The sequence below is a fragment of the Microtetraspora malaysiensis genome, from assembly GCF_001528665.1.
GTDB classification, from domain to species: Bacteria; Actinomycetota; Actinomycetes; order Streptosporangiales; family Streptosporangiaceae; genus Microtetraspora_A; species Microtetraspora_A malaysiensis.
Genome location: NZ_BBYJ01000017.1, coordinates 426,229 through 447,202 on the forward strand (window position 1 = coordinate 426,229; position 20,974 = coordinate 447,202).

The following is a 20,974-nucleotide window of genomic DNA, read 5'->3' on the forward strand; positions in this document are numbered from 1 at the left end:
GGAACGAACGCTTCGTGCGGAATTCGTGGAGCGGAGCCACCAGATGAGCAGCGACAACCTCCCCGGCGTGCCGCAGGGCGAGGCGACGGAACAGGCCGCCGAGCGCGTCGCCCGCACGGGCATGTTCGGCGCCAAGGGCACCGGCGACACCTCCGGTTACGGCCGCCTGGTCGTCCGGCACGCGCCCCAGCTGGCCAGCGAGCGGCCGTACGGGTCCTACTTCGACGAGGTGGCCGACGCGCTGGAGCCCGTCGCCGGCGACGCGATCGAGCGCGTGGTCGTGGATCGCGACGAGATCACCTTCCACATCGCGCGTGAGCGTCTCGTCGAGGCGATGCGCCACCTGCGCGACGACCCGGCGCTGCGGTTCGAGCTTTCGCTCGGCGTCTCCGGCGTCCACTACCCGGACGAGACGGGCGCCGAGCTGCGCGCCGTCTACCACCTGTGCTCGATCACGCACAACCGGCGGGTCCGCGTCGAGGTCTCCTGCCCCGACTCCGATCGGCACATCCCGTCCACCGTTTCTGTCTACCCGACGCACGACTGGCACGAGCGGGAGACGTACGACTTTTTCGGGATCATCTTCGACGGGCACCCGGCACTGACTCGCATCGAGATGCCCGACGACTGGGAGGGTCACCCCCAGCGCAAGGACTACCCCCTCGGCGGCATCCCGGTGGAGTACCGCGGCGCCGAGACCCCCGCGCCGGACCAGAGGAGGTCGTACGCATGAGTACAACGACGACCGAGGGCAAGGTCTACGACGTCGCCGGTCAGGACTGGGACGAGCTGGTCGAGACGGTCACCGAGACCGCCGAAGAGCGCCTGGTCATCAACATGGGCCCGCAGCACCCGTCCACGCACGGCGTGCTCCGGCTGGTCCTGACGCTCGACGGCGAGACGGTGACCGAGGCCCGGACGGTGATCGGGTACCTCCACACCGGCATCGAGAAGAACATGGAGTTCCGGACGTGGACCCAGGGGGTCACGTTCGTCACCCGCATGGACTACCTCGCGCCGATCTTCAATGAGACGGCGTACTGCATGGGCGTCGAGAAGCTCCTCGGCATCACCGATCGGATCCCCGAGCGGGCCCAGGCGATCCGCGTGATGATGATGGAGCTCAACCGGATCTCCTCGCACCTGGTGGCGCTCGCCACCTACGGCCTGGAGCTGGGCGCCACCACGCCGATGATCTTCGGCTTCCGCGAGCGCGAGATGATCCTCGACCTGTTCGAGTACATCACCGGCCTGCGCATGAACATGGCGTACGTACGGCCGGGCGGCGTGAGCGTCGACCTGCCGGCGGGGGCCGTCGACAAGATCGGCGAGTTCCTCAAGATCATGCCGAAGCGCATCAAGGACATGCGCAAGCTGCTCGACGAGAACCCGGTCTACACCCGCAGGACCAAGGACGTCGCCTACCTCGACCTGACCGGCTGCATGGCCCTCGGCATCACCGGGCCGATGCTCCGCGCGGCGGGCCTCCCCTGGGACCTGCGCAAGTCGCAGCCCTACTGCGGTTATGAGACGTACGAGTTCGACGTCCCGACCGAGAAGACCTGCGACGTGTACGGCCGCTACCTCGTCCGCATGGCCGAGATGGAGGAGTCGCTGAAGATCGTCGAGCAGGCGCTCGACCGCCTGACCGGCCCGCTCAAGGGCGGCTCGGTGATGATCGACGACAAGAAGATCGGCTGGCCGTCGCAGCTCGCGCTCGGCCCTGACGGTCTCGGCAACTCGCCCGACCACATCGCGCACATCATGGGCAGCTCGATGGAAGCCCTGATCCACCACTTCAAGCTGGTGACCGAGGGCTTCCGGGTTCCGGCCGGCCAGGTGTACTCGGCGGTGGAGTCGCCGCGCGGCGAGCTGGGCGCGCACGTGGTCAGCGACGGCGGGACGCGGCCCTTCCGTGTCCACTTCCGCGACCCGTCCTTCACGAACCTGCAGGCCGTGCCGGCGACCTGCGAAGGTGGCATGATCGCCGACGTCATCTCGGCTGTCGCCTCGATCGACCCGGTCATGGGAGGTGTGGACCGGTGACCTACTCACCTGAGGTCCGCGAGCGTCTGGAGACGGACGCCAAGGAAATCATCGGCCGCTACCCCAAGGCCAGGTCGGCCCTGCTGCCGCTGCTGCACCTGGTGCAGTCGGAGGACGGCCACGTCTCCGACGACGGTTACGAGTTCTGCGCCGAGATGCTCGGCCTGAGCAAGGCCGAAGTCGTGGGCGTCGCGACCTTCTACACCATGTACAAGCGCAAGCCCGCGGGCGACTACAACGTGGGCGTCTGCATCAACACGCTGTGCGCGGTCATGGGCGGCGACCAGATCTGGGAGGAGCTCTCCGAGCACGTCGGCGTCGGCCACGACGAGACCACGCCGGACGGCAAGGTCACGCTGGAGCGGCTGGAGTGCAACGCCGCCTGCGACTTCGCCCCGGTGATGATGGTCAACTGGGAGTTCTTCGACAACCAGACTCCGGAGTCGGCCAAGCAGCTCGTGGACGACCTGCGCGCCGGCAAGGAGATCACGCCGACCCGCGGCCCCAAGAAGCTGTGCACGTTCAAGGAGTCCGCGCGGGTCCTCGCCGGACTGCCGGACGGGCTGGCCGGTGAGGGCCCCTCGGCCGCCGGACCGTCCCTGGAAGGTTTGAAGGTCGCCAAGGCCAACGGCTGGGAGGCGCCCGGAGGAGCGGTGAGCGACCGATGACGACCCTTACCCCTGTCCTCACCCGGAACTGGGACCAGCCGGACTCCTTCACCCTGGAGGGGTACGGCGACTACGCCGCGGCGCGGAAGGCCCTGAGCCAGGAGCCGGACTCCATCATCCAGATGGTCAAGGACTCCGGTCTGCGCGGGCGCGGCGGCGCCGGCTTCCCCACCGGCATGAAGTGGGGATTCATCCCGCAGGGCGACGGCAAGGCGCACTACCTCGTGGTGAACGCCGACGAGTCCGAGCCGGGGACCTGCAAGGACATCCCGCTGATGATGGCGAACCCGCACTCGCTGGTCGAGGGCGTCATCATCACCTCGTACGCGATCCGGGCCAACCAGGCCTTCATCTACGTCCGCGGCGAGGTGCTCCACGTCATCCGCCGGGTCCAGGCCGCGGTCCGCGAGGCGTACGAGAAGGGCTACCTCGGCAAGGACATCTTCGGCTCCGGGTACGACCTCGAACTGGTCGTCCACAGCGGCGCCGGGGCGTACATCTGCGGCGAGGAGACCGCGCTGCTCGACTCGCTGGAGGGCCACCGGGGCCAGCCGCGGCTCAAGCCGCCGTTCCCCGCGGTCGCCGGCCTGTACGCCTGCCCGACGGTCATCAACAACGTCGAGTCGGTGGCCAGCGTGCCGAGCATCGTGGCCAACGGCGCCGACTGGTTCGCCGGCATGGGCACCGAGAAGTCCAAGGGCTTCGGCATCTTCTCGCTGAGCGGCCACGTCACCCGGCCCGGCCAGTACGAGGCTCCGCTGGGGATCACCCTGCGCGAGCTGCTCGACATGGCGGGCGGCATCCGGGCCGGCCACGAGCTGAAGTTCTGGACGCCGGGCGGCTCCTCGACGCCGATCTTCACCGCCGAGCACCTGGACGTGCCGCTCGACTTCGAGTCGGTCGGCGCCAAGGGCTCGATGCTCGGCACCCGCGCGCTGCAGATCTTCGACGAGACCACCTGTGTGGTCCGCGCCGTGCTCCGGTGGACGGAGTTCTACGCGCACGAGTCCTGCGGCAAGTGCACCCCCTGCCGTGAGGGCACCTTCTGGCTCAAGCAGGTGCTCAAGCGGCTGGAGAAGGGCCAGGGGTCCGAGGAGGACCTCACCACGATCACCGACATCGCCGACAACATCCTGGGCCGCTCGTTCTGCGCCCTGGGCGACGGCGCCACGAGTTGCATCCACTCGTCGGTGAAGCTCTTCCGCGACGAATATCTCAAGCACTTCGAGATCGGCGGCTGCCCGTTCGATCCCGCTGCTTCCACGGTGTGGGGGTCCAAGTGACGGTTCAGACAACGCAGCCGGAACAGCCCGTCGTGACCATGGTGACCTTGACCATCGACGGCTTCCAGATCAGCGTGCCGAAGGGCACCCTGATCATCCGGGCCGCTGAGCTGCTCGGGATCCAGATCCCCCGGTTCTGCGACCACCCGCTGCTCGATCCCGCGGCGAACTGCCGCCAGTGCCTGGTGGACATCCCCGACGCCGGAAACGGCCGCGGCTTCCCCAAGCCGCAGCCGTCCTGCGCCATCGAAGTGGCCGAGGGCATGGTGATTCAGACGCAGCTCACCTCGCCGGTGGCCGAGAAGGCCCAGCGCGGTGTGATGGAGATGCTGCTCCTGAACCACCCGCTCGACTGCCCGGTCTGCGACAAGGGCGGCGAGTGCCCTCTGCAGAACCAGGCCATGTCGAACGGCCAGGGCGAGAGCCGGTTCGTGGAGCAGAAGCGGACCTTCGAGAAGCCGATCGCGCTGTCCACCGAGGTGCTGCTCGACCGCGAGCGCTGCATCCAGTGCGCGCGGTGCATCCGCTTCTCCGACCAGATCGCCGGTGACCCGCTCATCGACTTCTTCGAGCGCGGGGCCAAGGAGCAGGTGGGCGTCGCCGACGGCGAGCCGTTCGAGTCCTACTTCTCGGGCAACACCATCCAGATCTGCCCGGTGGGCGCGCTGACCGGCGCCGCGTACCGGTTCCGCTCCCGCCCGTTCGACCTGGTGTCCACGCCGAGCGCCTGTGAGCACTGCGCCTCCGGCTGCTCTCTGCGTACGGACCACCGCCGCGGCCGGGTCACCCGCCGCCTGGCCGGGGACGACCCGCAGGTCAACGAGGAGTGGAACTGCGACAAGGGCCGCTGGGCGTTCCAGTACGCGACCCAGCCCGACCGGCTCAAGACGCCGCTGGTCCGTGACGAGGACGGCAAGCTCGTGCCCGCGTCGTGGCCGGAGGCGCTCGAAGTCGCGGCCAAGGGTCTCGCGGCGGCGCGCGGCAAGGCGGGTGTGCTCGTCGGTGGCCGCGTCACCGTCGAGGACGCCTACGCGTACGGCAAGTTCGCCCGGGTCGCGCTCGGCACCAACGACATCGACTTCCGCTCCCGCCCGCTGTCGGACGAGGAGGCCCGCTTCCTCGCCCACGCCGTCGCGGGCAAGGGCATCGAGGTCTCCTACGCCGACCTGGAGCAGGCCCCGGCCGTGCTCCTCGCCGGGTTCGAGCCCGAGGAGGAGTCGCCGATCGTCTTCCTGCGGCTGCGCAAGGCCGCGCGGAAGAAGGGCCTCAAGGTCTACTCCCTGGCGCCGTTCGCCACTCCGGGCCTGACCAAGATGCGCGGGACGCTGCTGCGGACCGTGCCCGGCGGCGAGGCCGAGGCCATCGGCGACCTGATCAACTCCGGCGCCGACCTGCTCCCCGCAGGCTCGGTCATCTTGGCCGGTGAGCGGCTCGCCACCGCCCAGGGCGCGCTGTCCGCCGTCCTGCGGCTGGCGCAGACCACCGGCGCGAAGCTCGCCTGGGTGCCGCGCCGGGCCGGTGAGCGGGGCGCGATCGAGGCGGGCGCGCTGCCGAACCTGCTGCCGATCGGCCGCCCGGTCGCCGACGAGGCGGCCCGGGCCGAGGTGGCCAGGGCGTGGAACGTCTCGGCTCTGCCCGAGGCCGAGGGCCGCGACACCGGCGGCATCCTCACCGCCGCCCTTGAGGGCGAGCTCGACGCGCTGGTCGTCGCCGGTGTCGATCCGTACGACCTTGCCGACCCGGGCCGGGCGCTGGCCGCGCTGGAGAACACGCCGTTCATCGTCAGCCTGGAGGTCCGCGCCAGCGCGGTGACCGACCGGGCCGACGTCGTGCTCCCGGTCGCCGTGGTGGCCGAGAAGTCCGGCACGTTCGTCGACTGGGAGGGCCGTGGCCGCTCCTTCGAGGTCGCGACCGGCGTTCCCGGCGTGATCAGCGATCTCGCCGTCGTCTCGGCCGTCGCCGACCGGATGGACGTCCACCTGGCGCTGCCGGACGCCGCCGCCGCGCGGCGCGAGCTTGGCGCCCTGGGCTCGTGGCGCGGGCCGCGCGCGGCCGCGCCGAACGTGAGCGGCGGGCGGCAGGCCCGGGAGCCGGAAGCCGGCGAGGCCGTGCTGGCCACCTGGCACCGGCTGCTCGACGACGGCAGCCTGCAGGACGGCGAGCCGTACCTCGCGGGCACCGCCCGCGAGGCGGTCGCGCTGGTGTCCGAGGCCACCGCCGCGGAGATCGGTGTGGCCGACGGCGACAAGGTCACCGTCGGCGGCTCGGTGACTCTGCCGGTGCGGATCGCCGACCTGCCCGACCGCGTCGTCTGGCTGCCGGCCAACTCCGCCGGCGTCTCGGTCACCCGCGACCTGCGCGCCGTGGCCGGCGACGTCGTGACGATCTCCGGCGACCAGGTCGTCCTCGAGACCGTGAACGAGGAAGTGGAGACCGACCGATGAACCCGACCACTGGTCCCACGCTGGTCGACTTCGGCCACGATCCGTTGTGGCTGTCCATCATCAAGGCCGTGTTCATCTTCGTGGTCCTGATGCTGGGCGTGCTGTTCGGCGTGTGGTTCGAGCGCAAGCTCATCTCCCGCATGCAGCACCGCTACGGCCCGAACCGGGCGGGCAAGTTCGGCCTGCTCCAGTCGGTGGCCGACGGTCTGAAGATGGGGCTCAAGGAAGACATCATGCCCCGCACGGTGGACAAGGTCGTCTACCTGCTGGCACCCGTGATCATCGCCGTGCCCGCGTTCCTGGCCTTCTCGGTCATGCCGTTCGGCCCGATGGTGTCGATCTTCGGCGTGGAGACGCCGCTGCAGCTCACCGACCTGCCGGTCGCGGTGCTGCTGGTCCTGGCGATGGCCTCGATCGGCGTGTACGGCATCGTGCTCGCCGGATGGGGCTCCCGCTCGCCGTACGCCATCCTGGGCGGTCTGCGTTCCAGCGCCCAGGTGGTCTCGTACGAGATCGCGATGGGCCTGTCCTTCGTGGCGGTCTTCCTGGCCGCCGGCACGCTCTCCACCTCGGAGATCGTGGCCAAGCAGGCCGGCGGCGGCACCTGGGACGTCTTCGGACTGGAGATCCCGCAGCCGTCCTGGTACGCGATCTCGCTCCTGCCCTCGTTCCTGATCTACGCGATCACGATGCTGGGCGAGACGAACCGCGTGCCGTTCGACCTCCCTGAAGGCGAGGGCGAATTGGTCGGAGGCTTCCACACCGAGTACTCCTCGTCGCTGAAGTTCGCGATGTTCATGCTGGCCGAGTACGTGAACGTGTTCACGGTCTCCGGCGTCGCGATCACGCTGTTCCTCGGCGGCTGGCGAGCCCCCTGGCCGATCTCGATATGGGAGGGGGCGAACACCGGCTGGTGGCCGATGCTCTGGTTCTTCATCAAGCTCGTCCTGGTGTTCGCGTTCTTCGTCTGGGTCCGCGCCTCGTTGCCGCGTGTCCGGTACGACCAGCTGATGGCCTTCGGGTGGAAGGTCCTCATCCCCCTCAACCTGGCCTGGATCCTGCTCTACGCCACGCTCAAGGCGCTGCGCGTGCCCGAGAGCAACAAGGCGTTCATTCTCACCCTCGGCGCGATCATCGTCGTGGGCGGGCTGGCGATCTGGTTCCGGTTCGACACGCTGCTGCAGCGGCGCCGGGAGGCCAAGGCCGCCCAGATCGAGGAGGAGTTCGAGCAGCTCCGCGAGGAGCCGGAGGCGGGCGGGTTCCCGGTACCGCCGCTGGACCTCCCGCACTATCACGGCGTTCTGCCGGCAGGCCAAGCAAGCACCGCGGTCAAGGAGGTGACCAGTGGGAGCAACTGATTGGCTGAATCCGATCAAGGGATTCGGCGTCACCTTCCACCACATGTTCAAGAAGCCGGTGACGGTCAACTATCCGGAGGAGAAGCGGCCGACGGCGCCGCGCTTCCACGGACGGCACCAGCTCAACCGGTGGCCCGACGGCCTGGAGAAGTGTGTCGGCTGCGAGCTGTGCGCCTGGGCCTGCCCGGCGGACGCGATCTTCGTAGAGGGCGCCGACAACACCGAGACCGATCGCTTCTCCCCGGGAGAGCGGTACGGGCGCACCTACCAGATCAACTATCTGCGGTGCATCCTGTGCGGTCTCTGTATCGAGGCGTGTCCGACGCGGGCTCTGACGATGACCAACGAGTACGAGCTCGCCGACGCCAGCCGCGAATCCTTGATCTACACCAAGGAGATGCTCCTCGCGCCGCTGGCTCCGGGCATGGAGCAGCCGCCCCACCCGATGCGTCTCGGCGAGACCGAAGAGGACTACTACCGGTTGGGTCGTAGCAATGGGTGAGACCATCACGTTCTGGGTGCTGGCGGTCGTGTCCGTGTCCGCCGCGCTCGGGCTCGTATTCAGCCGCAAGGCGGTCTACTCGGCGTTGATGCTGGGCACCGTCATGCTGTCGCTGGCGGTGCTGTACGCCGTCCAGGACGCTCCGTTCCTGGCCGCCGTGCAGATCATCGTCTACACGGGCGCGGTCATGATGCTGTTCCTGTTCGTGCTCATGCTCGTGGGCGTGGACTCCTCCGACTCGCTGGTGGAGACGATCAGGGGTCAGCGGTTCTGGGCGGTCGTGGCCGGGCTCGCGTTCGCCGCGCTGCTCGGGCTCGGCGTCGGCAACGCCGTACTGTCGGCCCCGAAGGGGCTGGAGGCGGTGACCGCGAAGGGCAACGTGCCCTCGCTGGCCGAGCTGATCTTCACGCGGTACGTCTTCGCGTTCGAGGTCACGTCGGCGCTGCTGATCACCGCGGCGCTCGGCGCGATGGTGCTGGCGCACCGCGAGCGCATCGCGCCGAAGCCGACGCAGAAGGACCTGTCCCGGGCCCGCTTCGTCGAGTACGGCGAGCACGGTCGCAACCCGGCGCCGCTGCCCGGCCCCGGCACCTACGCCCGGCACAACGCCATCGACATGCCGGCGCTGCTGCCGGACGGCTCGGTCGCGCCGCTGTCGGTCAACCGCGTGCTCGCCCGTCGCGAGGCCGCCGAGGGCACCCTGGCCCCCGAGATCGCCGCGGCGCTGGAGGCCGAGGAGCGCGAGGCCGCCGAGCGTACGGCCGACCGGCACGAGGAGCTGGTCCACCACGCGAGCGGCGTCAACGGATCGGGGCCGAACGGCGCCGCGTCCAACGGAGCCGGGCCGACCGCTTCGGCCGCCCCGGCTGACGAGTCGCCCGCGACGGGCCCGGAGACGGGCGAGGAGGCGAAATGACAACGCACTACCTGGTGCTCTCCGCGCTGCTCTTCGTGATCGGCGGCGTCGGGGTGCTGGTACGGCGCAACGCCATCGTGGTCTTCATGTGCGTCGAGCTCATGCTCAACGCCTGCAACCTGGCGTTCGTCACCTTCGCCCGGCAGAACGGCAACCTCGACGGCCAGGTCATCGCCTTCTTCGTGATGATCGTGGCCGCCGCCGAGGTCGTCATCGGCCTGGCCATCATCGTGACGATCTTCCGAACCCGCAGGTCCGCGTCCGTCGACGACGTGAACCTGCTGAAGTACTAAGAGGTGGCCGTGGAACCCGCAAAGATCATCGAGCACTCCGGGGGAGTGATCGGCGTCTCCTGGCTGCTGATCGCTCTGCCACTGCTCGGCGCCGCCTTCCTCCTGCTGGGCGGGCGTAAGACCGACAAGTTCGGTCACCTGCTGGGTGTCGCCACCGCCGTCGCCTCCTTCGTGGTGGGCGTGCTGGTCTTCCTCCAGCTCCTCGGATTCGACCCGGCCGAGCGTCGGCGGGCGGTCCCGCTGTACGACTTCATCCCCGGTCTCACGAAGATGGGGCTGCTGGTCGACCCGCTGTCGATCTCGTTCGTCCTGCTGATCACCGGTGTGGGCTCGCTGATCCACATCTACTCGATCGGCTACATGGCGCACGACCCGAACCGGCGGCGGTTCTTCGCCTACCTGAACCTGTTCGTGGCGGCGATGCTGCTGCTGGTGCTCGCCGACAACTACATCGGCCTGTACGTCGGCTGGGAGGGCGTGGGTCTCGCGTCGTACCTGCTGATCGGGTTCTGGCAGCACAAGCCGTCGGCGGCCACCGCGGCGAAGAAGGCGTTCATCGTCAACCGGGTCGGCGACTTCGGCCTGGCGATCGCCATCTTCACCATCTTCACGGCGTTCAACACGGTCTCGTTCGCCGGAGTCATGGAGTCCGGAGCGGACCCCAGCCAGGGGACGCTCACCGCGATCGGCCTGCTGCTCCTCCTCGGGGCGTGCGGCAAGTCGGCGCAGCTGCCGCTGCAGTCCTGGCTCCTGGACGCGATGGAGGGCCCGACCCCGGTCTCGGCCCTCATCCACGCCGCGACCATGGTCACCGCCGGCGTCTACCTGGTCACCCGCTCGGGCGCGATGTTCTTCCCGGAGGGCTCGACCGCGGCGATCGCGGTCACGATCGTCGGTGTCGCCACGCTGCTCGCCGGTGCGATCATCGGTACCGCCAAGGACGACATCAAGAAGGCGCTCGCCGGCTCGACGATGTCCCAGATCGGCTACATGATGCTGGCCGCGGGCATCGGCCCCGCCGGGTACGCCTTCGCGATCGCGCACCTGATCACGCACGGTTTCTTCAAGGCCGACATGTTCCTCGGCGCCGGCTCGGTCATGCACGGCATGAACGACGAGGTCGACATGCGCAAGTACGGCGGCCTGCGCAAGGTCATGCCGATCACTTTCGCGACCTTCCTCGTCGGCTACCTGGCGATCATCGGGTTCCCGCTGCTGTCCGGTTACTTCACCAAGGACGGCATCATCGAGAGCGCGATGGAGTACAGCAGCACCCTGGGCTGGCTCGCGGTGCTCGGCGCCGGCATCACCGGCTTCTACATGTCCCGCCTGGTGTTCATGACGTTCTTCGGCAAGAAGCGCTGGGAGGCGGACGCCCACCCGCACGAGTCGCCCGCCGTCATGACGTGGCCGCTGATCATCCTGTCCGTCGGCTCGATCTTCCTCGGCGGCTTCCTGATCGTGGGCAACCGGTTCATGACGTTCCTGGGTCCGGCCGTCGGTCAGCCGGAGCACCTGCCCTCGTTCCACCCGTTCAGCGTGCCCGGACTGGTCACCCTGGCGCTCGTGGCGGCCGGTGCGGCCCTCGCCTGGTTCAAGTACGGCGCGGCCGAGGTGCCGGTCACCGCTCCGCGCGGCTCGTTCCTCACCACGTTCGCCCGGCGTGACCTTTACGGCGACGCGCTGAACGAGGCGCTGTTCATGCGGCCCGGCCAGTGGCTGACCCGCCTCGCGGTGTTCTTCGACAACCGCGGGATCGACGGCCTCGTCAACGGGATCGCCGCGGGCATCGGTGGCACGTCGGGCCGGCTGCGGCGAGTCCAGACGGGCTTCGTCCGCTCGTACGCGCTTTCGATATTCATCGGCGCCGCCATCCTGGTCGGTGCCTGGTTCGTCGTAGGGAACCTGTGATGCACTACTGGCTCTCAACCCTGATAGGTGTGCCCGTGGTGGGCGCCATCGGCGTCGCGGCCGTGAAGAACGAGCTGCGCGCCAAGCAGGCGACCCTCGGGATCTCCCTGCTGGTGCTGGCACTGGCCGTCGCCATGGCGGTCCAGTTCAGCCCCAACGGCGACAAGTTCCAGTTCACCGAGACGTACGACTGGGTGCCCTCGTTCGGCGTCCACTTCGGCCTCGGCGTGGACGGCATCGCGCTGGTCCTCATCCTGCTGTCGGTCGTGCTCGTACCGATCGTGGTGCTCGCCTCCTGGCATGAGGCGGAGGGTGGCAAGCGGTCGGCGCGGACCTACTTCGCGCTGCTCCTGGTGCTGGAAGCGATGATGATCGGCGTCTTCGCGGCGACCGACGTCTTCCTCTTCTACGTCTTCTTCGAAGCCATGCTGATCCCGATGTACTTCATGATCGGGTCGTACGGCGGGGCGCAGCGGTCCTACGCGGCCGTCAAGTTCCTGCTCTACTCGCTCTTCGGCGGGTTGCTGATGCTCGTCGCGGTGATCGCGCTCTACACGATCGCCGACAAGGGCTCGTTCATGTTCTCCGACCTCGTCGGGAGCATCCAGGACGCCGGCACCCAGAAGTGGCTGTTCCTCGGCTTCTTCATCGCGTTCGCGATCAAGGCGCCGCTGTGGCCGTTCCACACCTGGCTGCCCGACGCGGCGGCGCAGGCCCCCGCCGGTGCCGCGGTGCTGCTCGTCGGCGTGCTGGACAAGGTCGGCACGTACGGCATGCTGCGCTTCTGCCTGGAGCTGTTCCCGGCGGCGGCGGACTACTTCACCCCGCTGGTGCTGGTGCTCTCGGTCGTCGGCATCGTCTACGGCGCGATCGTCGCCATCGGGCAGACCGACATGAAGCGCCTCATCGCGTACACGTCGATCTCGCACTTCGGCTTCATCACCCTGGGCGTGTTCGCGATCACCGTGAACGGGGCGTCCGGGGCCACGCTGTACATGGTCAACCACGGGTTCTCGACCGGCGCGCTGTTCCTGATCGCCGGCTTCCTGATCCACCGCCGTGGCTCGCAGTACATCTCGGACTACGGCGGCGTGCAGAAGGTGGCCCCGATCCTGGCCGGGACGTTCCTGGTCGCCGGCCTGTCCGGGCTGGCCCTGCCGGGCCTCAACTCGTTCGTCAGCGAGTTCATGGTGCTGATCGGCAGCTACGAGACGCAGCCCGTCTACGCGATCATCGCCACCAGCGGTGTGGTGCTGGCCGCCATCTACATCCTGTGGATGTACCAGCGCACCATGAACGGTCCGACCGCGGACTCCGTCCGTGAGATGAAGGATCTGAACGGCCGCGAGAAGTGGGTTCTCGCCCCGCTGATCGCGGTGATCATCGCGCTCGGCTTCTTCCCGAAGCCGCTGCTCGACGTCATCAATCCTGCCGTCAAGGACTCGATTTCCCAGGTCCAGCACGTCCAGGAGGCCAGTAAGGCGTCCGTTGCACAGGAGGGCCAGTGAACGGCACCATCCCAGCGCCGACCATCGAATACGCCCTGCTGGCGCCGATGCTGGTCGTGTTCGGCGCGGCGATCATCGGCGTGCTCGTGGAGGCGTTCGCACCCCGCTATCTGCGTTCGGCGATCCACAAGCCGCTGACGCTGCTGACGCTGGCCGGCGCCTTTGTGATCACGATCTGGCAGGCGCGCACCGGCATCCCGACCACGCCTTCGGCGATGGGCGCGGTGGCGGTCGACGGCCCGGCGCTGTTCATCTGGGGCACGATCCTCGTGCTCGCGTTCGTGAGCGTGCTGCTCATCAATGACGAGGGTCACTTCGTCGCCTCGGCCGCGGCCGTGCCGGGCTCGGCCGAGGAGGAGCGGGCGCTCACCGAGGGCGCCACGCACACCGAGGTCTACCCGCTGGTGCTCTTCGCGGTCGGCGGCATGCTGCTCTTCCCGGCGGCCAACGACCTGCTGGCCATGTTCGTGGCCCTTGAGGTCATGTCGCTGCCGCTCTACCTGCTGTGCGGGCTGGCCCGCCGTCGCCGCCTGCTCTCGCAGGAGGCCGCGGTCAAGTACTTCCTGCTCGGCGCCTTCTCCTCCGCGTTCTTCCTGTACGGCACGGCCCTGCTGTACGGCTACGCGGGCTCGGTCGACCTGGCGAAGATCAACACCGCGCTGGGCTCGGTCGGCGGGCAGGACACCCTGCTCTACATCGGCGTCGCGATGCTCGGCGTCGGCCTGCTCTTCAAGATCGGCGCCGCGCCGTTCCAGGCGTGGAAGCCGGACGTCTACCAGGGCTCGCCGACCCCGATCACCGCGCTGATGGCCTCGGGCACGCTCGTCGCCGCGTTCGGCGCGCTGCTGCGGGTGTTCTGGGTGGCGCTGGGCGGCCTGGAGTGGAGCTGGACCCCGATCATGTGGGGTGTGGCGATTCTCACGATGGTCGTCGGCGCGATCCTCGCGATCACCCAGACGGACATCAAGCGCATGCTCGCCTACTCGTCGATCGCGCACGGAGGTTTCCTGCTCATCGGCGTCGTCGCGCTCGGGAACAACCAGCAGCAAAACGCCTCGGCGCTGTCCGCGCTGCTGTTCTACCTGGTGGCCTACGGGTTCACCACGGTGGGCGCGTTCGCGGTCGTCACGACGGTCCGGGACGCGGGAGGGGAGGCGTGGCACCTGTCCCGGTGGGCCGGGCTCGGCAAGCGCCGCCCGCTGGTCGCCGTGGTGTTCTCCCTCTTCCTGCTCGCCTTCGCCGGAATCCCGCTGACCAGCGGTTTCTTCGGTAAGTACGCGGTCTTCCAGGCCGCCGTGGCGGCCGGCGCGACCCCGCTCGTGGTGGTCGGCGTGGTGTCCTCGGCGATCGCCGCGTTCTTCTACGTCCGGGTCATCGTGCTGATGTTCTTCAGCGATCCGGCGGCCGACGGACCCTCTGTGGTGATTCCTGGAGGTACCTGGGCGGTCGGAGCCGTGGCGGTATTGGCTACCGTAGTCCTCGGGGTCTTCCCGCAGCCCGTGCTCGACTTGGCGCACACGGCTGCCCAGTCGTTGTTCGTCCGATAGGAGCTTCCCTCTATGGCCGCGCCGCCCGTTGTAGACCTGCCTCTCGTCGATGAGCGGCTGGCCGCGGATCTGGCGAACGGGCTCGCGGCCGTGGAGAAGCAGCTCCGCGCCTCGGTGGAAAGTGAGGACTCCTTCGTCACGGAGGCGTCCCGGCACCTCATCGAGGCCGGTGGCAAGCGTTTCCGGGCGATGCTCGTCCTGCTCGCCGCCCAGTTCGGCAACCCCGACGCCCCGGGCGTGGTGCCCGGGGCCGTCGTGATCGAGCTGACCCACCTGGCCACGCTGTACCACGACGACGTCATGGACGAGGCGCCCGTGCGGCGCGGCTCGCCCTCGGCGAACGCCCGCTGGGACAACACGGTGGCCATCCTGACGGGCGACTACCTGTTCGCCCAGGCGTCCGAGATCCTCGCCGATCTCGGGCCCGAGCTCATCCGCATCCAGGCGCAGACGTTCTCCCGCCTGGTCCGGGGGCAGATCCGCGAGACGATCGGGCCGGCCGAGGGCGTCGACCCGATCACGCACTACATCCAGGTGCTCGCCGACAAGACCGGCTCCCTCATCGCCACCTCGGGCCGCTTCGGCGCCCTGCTGGCGGGCGCGCCCGCCGAGGTGACCACCCGGCTGACCGACGCGTGCGAGGCGATCGGCGTGGCCTGGCAGCTCGGCGACGACCTCATCGACGTGGCGGCCCCGACGGTCGACTCGGGCAAGACCCCGGGCACCGACCTCCGCGAGGGCGTCCAGACCCTGCCCGTGCTGTACGCGCTGGCGTCCGACCGGCCGGAGGACGCGCGGCTGCGGGCCCTGCTCTCCGGGCCGGTCGCCGAGAAGGACGTCGACGAGGCACTGGAGCTGCTGCGGGCCAACCGGGCGATGGCCGAGGCCCGCGACGAGCTGCTGCGGTGGGCGGACAAGGCCAAGAAGGCGCTCGCCGGCCTGCCCGAGATCCCCGCCCGCGAGGCGCTGATCGGCCTCTGCGACTACGTGGTCGAGCGTTCCGGCTAAGTAGCCGGCCCCGGCGACCGCCGGGGCCGAGCGAGCCGCTCAGGGCCCCTGGAGTGGCTTTCTTCCCCCAAGGGGCCCAGAGGGTCAGACCGTTTCGAGCGTGGGTGCCGTGCGGGCCTCGCGCCGGGCCGCGTGGGCGGTGCGCAGGCCGTCCCAGGTGAAGACGCAGAGCGCGAGCCAGACGATGGCGAAACCGACCCACCTGCTGCCCGGCATCGTCTCGTGCGCGATGAGGACGCCGCACATGAACTGCAGCACCGGGGCGATGTACTGGAGCAGGCCGACGACGGTCAGCGGCACCCGGATCGCGGCGGCGGAGAAGCACAGCAGGGGGATCGCGGTGATCAGCCCGGCGCCCACGAGCAGCGCGATGTGGGCGGTCCCGTGGTCGACGAACGTGCCGTTGCCGTTCGTCTGCAGGACGACGAGGTAGCCGAGCGCGGGCACCAGGAGCACCAGCGTCTCGATGGTGAGGCTCTCTGTCGCGTCCACCTGCGCGGCCTTCTTGACCAGCCCGTACGTGCCGAAGGACGCGGCCAGGACCAGCGCGATCCAGGGCAACCGGCCGTAGTCGAACGCCAGAACGAGCACCGCGAGGGCGCCGAGGCCGACCGCCGCCCACTGCCAGGGACGCAGCCGCTCGCGGAAGACGACGACGCCGAGCAGAACGCTGACCAGCGGGTTGATGAAGTAGCCGAGCGCGCTCTCCACGACGTGGCCGGTGTTGACCGCGTAGATGTACATGCCCCAGTTGGTGGAGATGACGACGGCGGCGAGGGTGAGCAGGAGGAACTGGCGGCGGGTGATCGAGCGGATCCACGACCAGTGGCGGCGGACGCCCAGGATGGCCAGGACCGCGACGAGAGACCAGACCATGCGATGCGCGAGGATCTCGACGGCTCCGGCGGGCTTCAGGAGCGGCCAGTACAGGGGGAAAAGGCCCCACATCATGTACGCGGCTATGCCGTACAGGACTCCTCGGCGTGATTCAGGCATGACACCCAGTGTGACTCCTTACGGGATTTAATACAAATAAGCAATGGTTGTCTTCATATTTAGCGATGCTTATGAGAGGGAACAAACGGCATGACGCCTCGGTTTGGGGCGATGGAGGTGGGACATGGGCTGGCTGTTCGGGCACAACAAGACATCGATGGTGGCTCCCGCGGAGGCGCTGCCCGGCCGATCCGAGTCGATGCCGGTGGCATCCCGGCACCTGGTGCTCGACGCGCCGCTGGCTCCGCCATACGGACAGGGGCTGGAAATCGCCGACTTCGGGCTGGGGTGCTTCTGGGGCGCCGAACGCAAGTTCTGGCAGACGCCCGGCGTCGTCTCCACCGCCGTCGGCTATGCGGGCGGATACACGCCGAACCCGACATACGAGGAAGTGTGCACCGGGCTGACCGGCCACACCGAGCTCGTCCGGGTGGTGTTCGACCCCAAGCGGGTGTCGTACGAGGAACTGCTGAAGGTCTTCTGGGAGGCCCACGACCCGACCCAGGGCATGCGCCAGGGCAACGACGTCGGCACGCAGTACCGCTCGGCCATCTACACGCACGGCGCCGAGCAGGAGAAGGCCGCCCTCACCTCTCGTGACGCGTACCAGCGGGTGTTGAACGAGGCCGGCTACGGCCACATCGCCACCGAGATCGCCCCCGCCGGCCCGTTCTACTTCGCCGAGGACTACCACCAGCAGTACCTTTGGCGCAATAAAAACGGCTACTGCGGCATCGGAGGCACCGGCGTCGCTTGCCCGATCGGCCTCACGTCTGGCGAGGCCTGACCTGCGGTAATTGATCGATCCTGGCCCTTGGTCGCCCGGCTTGCCCGATGACGATCAGGGGCCAGAGCCGTTTTCGGCGAGGAGTTTCATTACAAGGTCAAGCCGCCTTCGGCGGGAACCGGTGAGCACCGAGCAGGGGGCAACCCGCCCGAGGGCAGCCAGGGGAAGAGCACCAGGAAGCGTGACGCGGGAAGCGTACGCACACGAGCATGAGCCGGCTGGGCCGCGCGCCTCGCCACGGCGGGCGTGCGGCTCTTCGGCCGGTCCCGCCTCGCGGTCGCGCTGCCCGCCGGCAAGCACGGGAACGACGGTCGGCGAACTGACGGCATGGTTTATGCAGATGAAAGTCTTTTTCCAGAGGAGCAGCGAAGACCTTGGGGTGCTGCCCCAAACCCCGGGGCGCTCAGACTCCGAGAGGTGGCCCGCGGAACGTGCTGGCCGTAGATGGCGGGACTGGAAGCCCTGATCGCTCGCCCACCATCGACCCAGGCAGAGCCCAGCAGACCGACTCCTCCAGGTCAAGCCCAGCCGTGCAGGTCGGGCAACCAGCTCGCGAGGAAGGTCACCGGGAACATGTACACGCGAGGCCGGGCCTGCCCCTCCGTCGCCGGCCTGCTGCCGCTACGCGGTGGGACGATGGCAGACGAGAGATCAGGACAAGGCGCGAGCGTGCGGGAGCGCACATCGCACTCGCAGGAGCGATGAGACGGAGAAGCGTGCAAGACGACGCGGTCTGGTCGGCCTATCTGGAGCGCACCCGCGACCTAGCGGAACAACTTCTTCGCGCGAACGATCCTTACGACGTCGGTTTGGAACTCATGGGCGAGACGATCGAGGTCTTCACCATCGGAGACTGGGCGGGCAGCATGTACACCCTGTGGGGTGATCTTACGGACTGGGTGGAACTCAAGCCAGCGGAGGAAGAGCTTGCCCAAGCCGAGATGGTTCGGGCTGCCCGTGAATGGCTGGCATTGAACCCTCGCGACAGCGATGCTGTAGGCAGGTACTTCGATCACTGGCTATACGACGTCTTCGGCCACGATCAGTTGTACCTTCACCGCGGGCGGTCGCAGCAGACAGAGTGACCAGCCGGCGCGCTCTTTGCGTGACAGAACTGCGTGACAACGCCAACGGACGACACTGGACAGTGGCGGAAGATGGTGGACGCTCAACGCAGGCCAGCACCGTATTCGGGCAGTTCAAGCGTCGGTCATGATAGTCAGGGTGATGTGCACGAGCATGCGGTCATTCTGAATGAATTGGCGCAGGACCTTCGTCCGGTGTCGTGGGGTGTCGTCTGGTTCGAGGGGCTAACAGCTGAGGACCAGTTGGTCGTGCTACGCGATCTTGCCAACTACTGCATTCAGGCTGGTGCCGTCGTCGAGGATGGGCCGGAGAGTGCCCTCTTGGCGGGGATACGGCTCACCCACACTCCGGCGGTACTGATAACGCGGGGGCGACTGGCTGAGCAACTGGCGAAGATTATCAATCTGCCACAGGACGAGCGCGCCAAGGCATTCCGTCTTCTGATCGCGCTTCTGACTGTCGCGGACGGGCGCCGACGTGAGCGCTACTGCGCCAGCGGATGCAGCCACGCATGGCACCAACTGAGGACCCGGCGCGAAACGGAACGGCCACTGCCCAATCATAAAGGGGTGTGGACCCCTAAATGAGATACACCTGGTCGGCCTGGTGCTGCGTACAGCAACCGCTACAGCAACGCCGCCTCACACGACCACACACCACCGGCCCGCAACTGCCTCTTCCGCAGGGCGACGAGCCCTCTACGTCGTGACTGGCTCCCGTTTGCAAGCAGAAAGTCACGGGGGTGTGCCAGGTGCCGAGCACCCGGGTCGGCGCGCTACCGCTTCGCAGTGGATCGATGGCAAGCGGGACAGAAGGGGCAGAGAACATGCTCGCGCCCGAGCAGCCTGGAACCAGAGCGAAACAGTAGACGTTCCATGATTGACTAGATTGAAGAGCTGGGGCGGCAAATGAGCGACGCGCAGCACTCAAGCAGGCGAGCAAAACGGCGACGCGCCCGAGCGGCCAAGCAGATGGCCAAGCAGGCGGCTATGGAGAAAAGCGTGGTTCGCAGGCTTGTGCTCTACACGGTGGCTGGCGTTCTTATTCTCGGCGGCTTGATCTTTCTGGTGTTTCCGGTCGTGGGAGTGGTCGGTGCAGGTGGCATCGCCTCGGGCGTGATCTTCGCTGCTTCAGCGGGTGGGTCCACAAGCTGGGTAGTGCCACCTAATCCCCGTGCACTTTATCGCGCCATGGTCATGGCCATCAGCGGTCTTCTGCTCCTAGCGTTCGTGGTGGTGTATGGAGTCTCGGAACAGATCGGGTGAGTGACCAACTGCGTGACAACGCCGACGAACGACACTGGACGCTGGCGGACGGCAGTGGACTGCCTCCGCAGGTAGAGGCCATGTAAGGCCAGTTCGAACACCTGTTGCCGTTGCCCTACAAGCGAGGCGTCGGGGCACATCCAGGGCACATGAGCGTGAAAAGCAGCGCACAACGATGAGAAGCGGCGAACACTGAAAGCCCAGCTCAGCGGATGACCTGGGCAGCCACCGCAGGTCAGCCGCTACGACGGATCAGATCTCGATGTACTAGTACATCTAGCTGGGCTCTCACCTTCCTGGAGGTGGTTCGACTAACTTATCCAGCGCCACGGTCAACGGGCAGGAGGAAGGGACCATGGTCGAGCTGAGTCGGGCCGACTTTGATTGGCTGAGGGACATCACCGTCCTCGGACATGCGTGGAGCCTGACCTTTGTCCGAGGCGTCGACGAGGCCGAGGCGTTGCGCCGGCTGGGTGCGCAGCAGGTTGATATACGTCTCTTCACAAAAGAAGAATGCCCGTTGCCCGAGGTGGTACGGGCCTGGCGGTTAGGCGATTGGACCGTAATCATCGAGGTAGCCGATTGCAGGCTGGTCGACCCGAAGGTCACGGATGCTCTATCCGCGCAGACTGAGACAATTATGATCTTCGAGAACGTCAACGGGTGGAGTGGATTCGAGCACGTGGTCGACGGGCAGTTGATGACCTCGTTCGACCCTGTCGCCGCGTGCTTACGAGAAGGGGACGAACCCGATCGATTTGTCGAGGAGATGCGTGCGGCAGGGTTCGATCCGGACACTGTTTCCGACGAAGACTTCGATCTCCCGGACGACGAGGGGTCGTTATTCGTGCTGACCGCCCTACTGACTGGTGTCGTCCTCACCTGGGAGATCTTCGATGGGCCACTGCCGGGCGCCCTCGTGAAATGAACGTGGCTGCTGTACAGCAGCCACCAAGCTGCGCAATGCCTCATAGTGACGGGCGCCACCATACGCCGGAACAGGCCGAGAAGTTGCCGATCTGGTGACTGGTGCCCGTTTGCAAGCGGGCGCTCAACACCGTTGACACTGACGGCCATGGTGACGGCAACGTCGGCCAACAGGGACACACGCTGGGCACGTTCAGGCATTCTCTAACCCCAGGTCGTCGATGACAGCCGGGGCGATTGCTATACCTGAAAAGCGGAAGGTCGTACGGGATATCCGCCACGGGATGATTCCTGGCCTCCCGGCTCCGCTGCCTCACTGTCCGTGGTCGCTTTCGGAGGATTGGAGAGCGCGGCGGCGCGTGACTCCGGATCTCTCTTCCCCAGGGATGGGAGTCATCTGCGCCGCCGCGCCCGTCAGGACGCGACGGT

19 protein-coding genes are annotated in these 20,974 nt (G+C 67.8%); 18 read left to right on the forward strand and 1 reads right to left on the reverse strand.

Annotation, left to right across the window (positions count from 1 at the left end; genetic code table 11):
- Positions 1-43: 43 nt before the first annotated feature.
- The 13 genes from AWQ71_RS23640 to AWQ71_RS23700 are packed head-to-tail and all read left to right on the forward strand — an operon-like array spanning position 44 to position 15,484.
- The gene (locus AWQ71_RS23640) at positions 44-733 is read left to right on the forward strand and encodes an NADH-quinone oxidoreductase subunit C (RefSeq protein WP_067136719.1); all 690 of its coding nucleotides are present in this window, start codon (positions 44-46) and stop codon (positions 731-733) included.
- Positions 730-2,046 (forward strand): NADH-quinone oxidoreductase subunit D, encoded by a 1,317-nt coding sequence (locus AWQ71_RS23645; RefSeq protein WP_067136721.1) that lies wholly within the window; start codon positions 730-732, stop codon positions 2,044-2,046. Before AWQ71_RS23640 ends, AWQ71_RS23645 begins: the two co-directional genes overlap by 4 nt.
- Positions 2,043-2,714, forward strand: coding sequence for an NADH-quinone oxidoreductase subunit NuoE (gene nuoE, locus AWQ71_RS23650; protein ID WP_067136722.1), 672 nt, complete (start codon positions 2,043-2,045; stop codon positions 2,712-2,714). Before AWQ71_RS23645 ends, nuoE begins: the two co-directional genes overlap by 4 nt.
- Positions 2,711-3,997 carry an NADH-quinone oxidoreductase subunit NuoF gene (nuoF, locus tag AWQ71_RS23655; RefSeq protein ID WP_067136724.1) on the forward strand — a complete coding sequence of 429 codons (1,287 nt, stop codon included), beginning with the start codon at positions 2,711-2,713 and terminating at the stop codon, positions 3,995-3,997. The genes nuoE and nuoF overlap by 4 nt, the downstream gene beginning before the upstream one ends.
- Positions 3,994-6,441, forward strand: coding sequence for an NADH-quinone oxidoreductase subunit G (locus tag AWQ71_RS23660; protein ID WP_084259191.1), 2,448 nt, complete (start codon positions 3,994-3,996; stop codon positions 6,439-6,441). The genes nuoF and AWQ71_RS23660 overlap by 4 nt, the downstream gene beginning before the upstream one ends.
- Positions 6,438-7,799, forward strand: coding sequence for an NADH-quinone oxidoreductase subunit NuoH (gene nuoH, locus AWQ71_RS23665; protein WP_067136726.1), 1,362 nt, complete (start codon positions 6,438-6,440; stop codon positions 7,797-7,799). Before AWQ71_RS23660 ends, nuoH begins: the two co-directional genes overlap by 4 nt.
- Positions 7,786-8,301 carry an NADH-quinone oxidoreductase subunit NuoI gene (gene nuoI, locus AWQ71_RS23670; RefSeq protein ID WP_084259192.1) on the forward strand — a complete coding sequence of 172 codons (516 nt, stop codon included), beginning with the start codon at positions 7,786-7,788 and terminating at the stop codon, positions 8,299-8,301. The genes nuoH and nuoI overlap by 14 nt, the downstream gene beginning before the upstream one ends.
- The gene (locus tag AWQ71_RS23675; protein ID WP_084259193.1) at positions 8,294-9,217 is read left to right on the forward strand and encodes an NADH-quinone oxidoreductase subunit J; all 924 of its coding nucleotides are present in this window, start codon (positions 8,294-8,296) and stop codon (positions 9,215-9,217) included. Before nuoI ends, AWQ71_RS23675 begins: the two co-directional genes overlap by 8 nt.
- Positions 9,214-9,510 carry an NADH-quinone oxidoreductase subunit NuoK gene (nuoK, locus tag AWQ71_RS23680; protein WP_067136728.1) on the forward strand — a complete coding sequence of 99 codons (297 nt, stop codon included), beginning with the start codon at positions 9,214-9,216 and terminating at the stop codon, positions 9,508-9,510. Before AWQ71_RS23675 ends, nuoK begins: the two co-directional genes overlap by 4 nt.
- A gap of 9 nt (positions 9,511-9,519) precedes the next feature.
- Positions 9,520-11,421, forward strand: a complete 1,902-nt coding sequence (gene nuoL, locus AWQ71_RS23685) for an NADH-quinone oxidoreductase subunit L (RefSeq protein WP_439650375.1) — start codon at positions 9,520-9,522, stop codon at positions 11,419-11,421.
- Positions 11,421-12,929, forward strand: a complete 1,509-nt coding sequence (locus AWQ71_RS23690) for an NADH-quinone oxidoreductase subunit M (RefSeq protein WP_067136730.1) — start codon at positions 11,421-11,423, stop codon at positions 12,927-12,929. Before nuoL ends, AWQ71_RS23690 begins: the two co-directional genes overlap by 1 nt.
- Positions 12,926-14,476, forward strand: coding sequence for an NADH-quinone oxidoreductase subunit NuoN (gene nuoN / locus AWQ71_RS23695; RefSeq protein WP_067136732.1), 1,551 nt, complete (start codon positions 12,926-12,928; stop codon positions 14,474-14,476). Before AWQ71_RS23690 ends, nuoN begins: the two co-directional genes overlap by 4 nt.
- Before the next feature lie 12 nt (positions 14,477-14,488).
- Entirely contained in the window at positions 14,489-15,484 is a 996-nt protein-coding gene (locus AWQ71_RS23700; protein ID WP_067136734.1) for a polyprenyl synthetase family protein, read from the forward strand.
- 84 nt (positions 15,485-15,568) lie between these two features.
- Here the strand turns inward: AWQ71_RS23700 and rarD are convergent, their stop codons facing one another.
- The gene (gene rarD / locus AWQ71_RS23705) at positions 15,569-16,480 is read right to left on the reverse strand and encodes an EamA family transporter RarD (protein WP_067136736.1); all 912 of its coding nucleotides are present in this window, start codon (positions 16,478-16,480) and stop codon (positions 15,569-15,571) included.
- A gap of 124 nt (positions 16,481-16,604) precedes the next feature.
- Between rarD and msrA the strand changes: the two genes are divergently transcribed.
- From msrA to AWQ71_RS23725, 5 genes are all read left to right on the forward strand, one after another.
- Entirely contained in the window at positions 16,605-17,267 is a 663-nt protein-coding gene (msrA, locus tag AWQ71_RS23710; RefSeq protein WP_067136743.1) for a peptide-methionine (S)-S-oxide reductase MsrA, read from the forward strand.
- Between the two features lie 716 nt (positions 17,268-17,983).
- Positions 17,984-18,352: a hypothetical protein gene (locus AWQ71_RS23715; protein ID WP_084259194.1), complete on the forward strand. Its 369-nt coding sequence runs from the start codon at positions 17,984-17,986 to the stop codon at positions 18,350-18,352.
- A 144-nt stretch (positions 18,353-18,496) separates the two neighbouring features.
- Positions 18,497-18,940: a DUF5958 family protein gene (locus tag AWQ71_RS40470; protein ID WP_174550753.1), complete on the forward strand. Its 444-nt coding sequence runs from the start codon at positions 18,497-18,499 to the stop codon at positions 18,938-18,940.
- A gap of 321 nt (positions 18,941-19,261) precedes the next feature.
- On the forward strand, positions 19,262-19,618 hold the full coding sequence (locus tag AWQ71_RS23720; RefSeq protein WP_157570514.1) for a hypothetical protein: 357 nt from the start codon (positions 19,262-19,264) through the stop codon (positions 19,616-19,618).
- A gap of 355 nt (positions 19,619-19,973) precedes the next feature.
- Complete coding sequence (locus tag AWQ71_RS23725) at positions 19,974-20,546, forward strand: DUF6461 domain-containing protein (protein WP_067136753.1); 573 nt, start codon at positions 19,974-19,976, stop codon at positions 20,544-20,546.
- Positions 20,547-20,974: the final 428 nt, after the last annotated feature.

What these genes read in the sequence shown, in the direction of transcription:
- AWQ71_RS23640 (WP_067136719.1), top strand. Translation starts at nt 44, where the DNA reads ATGAGCAGCGACAACCTCCCCGGCGTGCCGCAGGGCGAGGCGACGGAA.
- AWQ71_RS23645 (WP_067136721.1), top strand. Translation starts at nt 730, where the DNA reads ATGAGTACAACGACGACCGAGGGCAAGGTCTACGACGTCGCCGGTCAG.
- nuoF (WP_067136724.1), top strand. Translation starts at nt 2,711, where the DNA reads ATGACGACCCTTACCCCTGTCCTCACCCGGAACTGGGACCAGCCGGAC.
- nuoH (WP_067136726.1), top strand. Translation starts at nt 6,438, where the DNA reads ATGAACCCGACCACTGGTCCCACGCTGGTCGACTTCGGCCACGATCCG.
- AWQ71_RS23675 (WP_084259193.1), top strand. Translation starts at nt 8,294, where the DNA reads ATGGGTGAGACCATCACGTTCTGGGTGCTGGCGGTCGTGTCCGTGTCC.
- nuoK (WP_067136728.1), top strand. Translation starts at nt 9,214, where the DNA reads ATGACAACGCACTACCTGGTGCTCTCCGCGCTGCTCTTCGTGATCGGC.
- AWQ71_RS23690 (WP_067136730.1), top strand. Translation starts at nt 11,421, where the DNA reads ATGCACTACTGGCTCTCAACCCTGATAGGTGTGCCCGTGGTGGGCGCC.
- AWQ71_RS23700 (WP_067136734.1), top strand. Translation starts at nt 14,489, where the DNA reads ATGGCCGCGCCGCCCGTTGTAGACCTGCCTCTCGTCGATGAGCGGCTG.
- rarD (WP_067136736.1), bottom strand. Translation starts at nt 16,480, where the DNA reads ATGCCTGAATCACGCCGAGGAGTCCTGTACGGCATAGCCGCGTACATG.
- msrA (WP_067136743.1), top strand. Translation starts at nt 16,605, where the DNA reads ATGGGCTGGCTGTTCGGGCACAACAAGACATCGATGGTGGCTCCCGCG.
- AWQ71_RS23720 (WP_157570514.1), top strand. Translation starts at nt 19,262, where the DNA reads ATGAGCGACGCGCAGCACTCAAGCAGGCGAGCAAAACGGCGACGCGCC.
- AWQ71_RS23725 (WP_067136753.1), top strand. Translation starts at nt 19,974, where the DNA reads ATGGTCGAGCTGAGTCGGGCCGACTTTGATTGGCTGAGGGACATCACC.